Annotated in this window: 3 protein-coding genes; 2 read left to right on the plus strand and 1 reads right to left on the minus strand. The window is 44.6% G+C overall.

The features are described 5' to 3' along the window. Positions 1-126: 126 nt before the first annotated feature. Positions 127-1,242 carry an AI-2E family transporter YdiK gene (gene ydiK, locus JK188_RS16310; protein WP_036950431.1) on the minus strand — a complete coding sequence of 372 codons (1,116 nt, stop codon included), beginning with the start codon at positions 1,240-1,242 and terminating at the stop codon, positions 127-129. Between the two features lie 254 nt (positions 1,243-1,496). On the opposite strand from ydiK, the gene ydiJ reads away from it, so the two are divergent. Continuing rightward, positions 1,497-4,553 (plus strand): D-2-hydroxyglutarate dehydrogenase YdiJ, encoded by a 3,057-nt coding sequence (gene ydiJ, locus JK188_RS16315; RefSeq protein WP_211885344.1) that lies wholly within the window; start codon positions 1,497-1,499, stop codon positions 4,551-4,553. Beyond that, positions 4,550-4,966, plus strand: a complete 417-nt coding sequence (locus JK188_RS16320; protein WP_036950426.1) for a hotdog fold thioesterase — start codon at positions 4,550-4,552, stop codon at positions 4,964-4,966. The genes ydiJ and JK188_RS16320 overlap by 4 nt, the downstream gene beginning before the upstream one ends. Positions 4,967-5,049: the final 83 nt, after the last annotated feature.

Here is a 5,049-nt window from a genome sequence, read left to right on the forward strand (position 1 = left end):
ATATTAACATAATTAAAGATAAAAACTAACAGTAGTGTGTTAAATATTGTTTCTAAATATTAATGAGAATAGATAGTCGAGAAAACATGTCCAAAATGAAACATGTTTTCTCGAATTAAATGAAATTTATTTCTTCATTAAGAATTCTTCTTCAAGGAATTTTTCGGTGGCTTCTAAATTTTCACTTGGTGGTGCCACTTCATTCATCCACGCTTTGAGCAGGCTATACGAGACAGCCAGCACCACAGGACCAATGAATAAGCCAATCATACCGAATGATAAGATACCGCCGATAACACCCACTAAAATAAGCACCATAGGAAGATCTGCACCCATTTTAATTAGCCAAGGTCGTAACACGCCATCCATAGTGGCAACCACCGCCGCCCAGACCCCGAGAATAATTGCCCAGGTAGTATCTCCCGTCCAAAATAGCCAAAGAACGGAAGGAACCATCACTAATAGTGGACCAAGTTGTGCAACACAGCAGATAAAAATCAAGACCGTTAAAATGGCAGCATAGCTAATACCAGATAGGGCAAGACCGACTCCACCTACAATGGCTTGAATTAACGCAGTAACCACCACGCCAAGTGCGACTGCACGAATAGATTGTGCTGCAAGTACCACGGCGGCATCGCCGCGGATGCCCGCAAGACGTACAGCAAAATGACGAACACCGATTGTCACCAGCTCGCCTTTATAATAGAGCAGCCCACTAAACAGCAGCATTAATACGAGGTGAAATAAGAAGCGGCTGGCACTCACGGCCTGCGTTGCAAACCATCCCGCGGCTTGACCGAAATAAGGTTGAACTTTAGCCAATAACGCGTTACCACCACTTGCCACTAAACTGTGCCAAGCGTAATACAGTTTCTCTCCGACCATAGGCACTTGATTCAGCCACTCTAAATCCGGCAAGGTGATGCTGGCCGGTGATTTTGCCAATTCGATAAGTGGCGCACTGTTTTGAATAATGCTGCCAATCAGAATACTGGTTGGAATAACGAAAAGAAGGAATATCAGTAGAACCATGGTCAGCGAAGCAAGCCAGCGCTTATTCCAAAGACGTGCTTGTAGTCGTAAGAGAATTGGCCAAGTAGCAATCACCATCATCCCCGCCCATACGAATCCTAAAATAAATGGGCTTAAGACCCAAAAACAGGTCGCTATCATAAAGATAATAGAGAGCAGTCCAAGGACGAGTTTGGGTAAATCCAAACGTTTTTGCGATTTTTCCATTAATGATCAATCCTTAACAAATGAAAATTCTGTGGGGTTAGGGCTTTTACAGGTGAAAATAACGTAATTATTTTTCATGCTTAAAAGAAACGATATTGTGATATGGTTTTACTGACAATGTCACCGGCAGATGCGCTATCTTTACAGGCTGCGAGGGAGCACTCCAATAAACCTTGTGCCTATTGTGCTACTTAAACTAAAGATAGTACATAACGACAAATGCGATTACTCAACAACAAGAGTCATGATTAATAATGATCCCGCGTATATCTGAAGCACCACATCTTAGTCAGTTAGCTATCCAATTTCTGCACGAGCTACAACAGCAAGGTTTTACTGGTGATACTGGCACCAGCTACGCTGAGCGTTTATCCATGGCGACTGACAACAGCATTTACCAACTATTACCACAAGCTGTCATCTTCCCGCGTTCCAGCGCTGACGTACAAATCATTACGCGCGTCGCAGGGCAAGACAAATACCGTGAATTAAGTTTCACGCCACGCGGCGGGGGAACGGGCACTAATGGGCAATCACTCACCGAAGGGATTGTAGTGGACATGTCCCGCTATATGAATCGAATTTTAGAAATCAACCCAGAACAGGGATGGGTAAAAGTTGAAGCTGGCGTGATTAAAGACCAACTCAACCAATTTCTAAAACCGTATGGCTACTTTTTCTCTCCGGAGCTATCCACAAGTAACCGTGCGACATTGGGCGGGATGATCAACACAGATGCTTCTGGACAGGGATCATTAGTGTATGGCAAAACGTCAGACCATGTTTTAGGGGTTAAAGCGATGGTTTTGGGTGGCGCTTGCCTTGATACTCGCGCTATGCCTATCGAACTCGCCCAAACGATTGCGTTAGAGGATTCAGTCGAAGGGCGTATCTATAAAACTGTACTTGAACGCTGCTTAGAGCAACGTCCGTTAATTGAAGAAAAATTTCCAAAACTAAACCGATTTTTAACGGGCTATGACTTACGCCATGTTTTTAATGATGACCTTACTCAATTTGATTTAACGCGAATTCTAACGGGGTCTGAAGGGTCGTTGGCGTTTATTACGGAAGCCACGTTGGATATCACGCCGCTACCGAAAGTGCGCCGTTTGGTGAACGTCAAATATGATTCGTTTGAATCCGCATTGCGTAACGCACCGTTTATGGTGCAGGCGCAAGCGCTCTCGGTAGAAACCGTCGACTCGAAAGTATTGAATCTTGCGAAAGAAGATATTGTTTGGCACTCCGTCAAATCGCTGATCACCGATGTACCGAATAAAGAGATGCTTGGGCTGAACATTGTTGAGTTTAGTGGCGATGATGAAGACGAAATCAATCATTTGACTGATAGTTTATGCCAGCGCCTTGATGAATTGATGGCGAGCCAGCAAGCGGGCGTGATTGGCTACCAAGTTTGCCATGACCTTGCTGATATTACCCGTATCTATAATATGCGTAAAAAAGCAGTGGGATTATTGGGGAACAGCAAAGGTGCCGCGAAACCCATCCCATTTGTTGAGGATACCTGTGTACCACCGGAGCATCTTGCGGATTATATCGAGGAATTCAGAGCGCTACTGGATAGCCATAAACTGAATTACGGGATGTTTGGTCACGTGGATGCGGGCGTTTTACACGTTCGCCCAGCATTAGATATGTGCGACCCTCAGCAAGAAATGTTAATGAAACAAATTTCGGATGAGATTGTTGCTTTGACGGCAAAATATGGTGGCTTACTGTGGGGGGAACACGGTAAAGGCTTCAGAGCGCAATATAGCCCAGAATTCTTTGGTGAAGTGCTTTACGGTGAACTGCGCAATATTAAGGCGGCATTTGACCCTGATAACCGTTTGAACCCTGGAAAAATTTGCCCACCAGCGGGTATCGATGCCCCAATGAAACAGGTAGATGCAGCTAAACGCGGTACATACGATCGGCAAATTCCTGTTCAAATACGCCAAGAGTTCCAAGGTGCGATGGATTGCAACGGCAACGGGCTCTGTTTTAACTTTGATGTTAAAAGTCAAATGTGTCCATCAATGAAAATTAGCCGCCAGCGTGTGCATTCACCGAAAGGTCGTGCAACGTTAGTTCGTGAATGGCTACGTTTATTGGCGGAACAGGGCGTAACGCCAGAGCAAATTGAAAAAGGCGTGAAAAGTGAGTCTCCATCGTTACGTGGATTGATTGAAAAAACACGTAACTCGTGGCGGGCGAAGCAGGGGGATTATGATTTTTCCCATGAAGTGAAAGAGTCGATGTCTGGGTGTTTAGCCTGTAAAGCGTGTTCGACTCAGTGTCCAATTAAAATTGATGTACCGTCTTTTCGCGCAAAATTTCTTGCGCTATATCATAGCCGTTACTTGCGACCGGTTCGTGACCATATCGTGGCGAATGTGGAAGCCAGTGCTCCGTTAATGTCAAAAGCACCGGGCGTTTTTAACTTCTTCTTGCGTCAAACGGTGGTTCAGAAACTGAGCGAACACACTATTGGTATGGTGGATTTACCGTTATTTTCTCAACCGACGCTGAAACAGGAGTTATCAGGGCATGCAGCGACCTCCCTGACATTAGAACAACTTGAAGGAATGTCTGCCAGCCAGCGCGAAAAACATGTGCTTGTGGTGCAAGACCCATTCACCAGCTACTACGATGCAAAAGTGGTCGCGGATTTTGTTCGTTTGATTGAAAAGTTAGGCTACAAACCTGTGTTACTCCCATTCTCACCAAATGGCAAAGCACAACATATCAAAGGTTTCTTAAGCCGTTTTGCGAAAACCGCACGTAAAACATCGGATTTTTTAAATCGCGTTGCTAAACTGCAATTACCGATGGTGGGTGTCGATCCTGCATTGGTACTGTGTTATCGCGATGAATACCATGAAATTTTAGGTGAGCAGCAATGCCAATTTACGGTAATGCTGGCTCATGAATGGTTAATCTCATTACCGGAACAAACCAAGAATGATGGGACAGATGAGCAACCTTGGTATCTCTTTGGTCACTGTACCGAATCAACGGCATTACCAAATAGCGCCAACCAATGGGCGGCACTGTTTTCCCGTTACGGACGCAAACTGACTAACGTGAGTGTTGGATGCTGTGGAATGGCGGGAACATATGGTCATGAAGTCGCTAACCTTGAGAATTCAAAAGGTATTTACAATCTGTCGTGGAAACCTGCGATAGAAAAACTGCCCCTAGAACGCTGCTTAAGTTCGGGATATTCTTGTCGTAGCCAAGTAAAACGAATGGAAAAAACGGCAATCAAACACCCAATTCAAGCCTTACTGGAGATTGTTTCATGATTTGGAAGCGTCAATTTAACTTGCAACAAATGGCGGCGATGGCTGAAAGCTGTATGTTAGGCCATATAGGGATTGAAATTACAGGCTTTGGTGATGACTACCTTGAAGGTACCATGCCAGTCGACCATCGCACCAAACAGCCTTTTGGTTTGCTACACGGTGGTGCTTCGGTTGTATTGGCTGAATCCTTAGGTTCAATCGCAGGCTACCTATGCAGTGAAGGTGATCAACGTGTAGTTGGTGTGGAAATTAACGCAAACCATATTCGTGCAGCGCGAGAAGGTGTGGTGAGAGGTGTATGCAAACCGATTCATCTAGGGCGCCGTCAGCAAGTGTGGAATATCGAAATTTTTAACGAGAAAAACCAACTGTGTTGCACCTCCCGTTTAACAACTGCCGTATTGTTTGAATAATCAGCAGTTTGTTTATTCTGATACCCTCAGTTTATTTGAGGGTATCAATCCTATATTTATCTTTCATATCAATTCTTTATAAC

The organism is Providencia sp. JGM181 (assembly GCF_018257375.1).
GTDB classification, from domain to species: Bacteria; Pseudomonadota; Gammaproteobacteria; order Enterobacterales; family Enterobacteriaceae; genus Providencia; species Providencia lanzhouensis.

What these genes read in the sequence shown, in the direction of transcription:
- ydiJ (WP_211885344.1), top strand. Translation starts at nt 1,497, where the DNA reads ATGATCCCGCGTATATCTGAAGCACCACATCTTAGTCAGTTAGCTATC.
- JK188_RS16320 (WP_036950426.1), top strand. Translation starts at nt 4,550, where the DNA reads ATGATTTGGAAGCGTCAATTTAACTTGCAACAAATGGCGGCGATGGCT.
- ydiK (WP_036950431.1), bottom strand. Translation starts at nt 1,242, where the DNA reads ATGGAAAAATCGCAAAAACGTTTGGATTTACCCAAACTCGTCCTTGGA.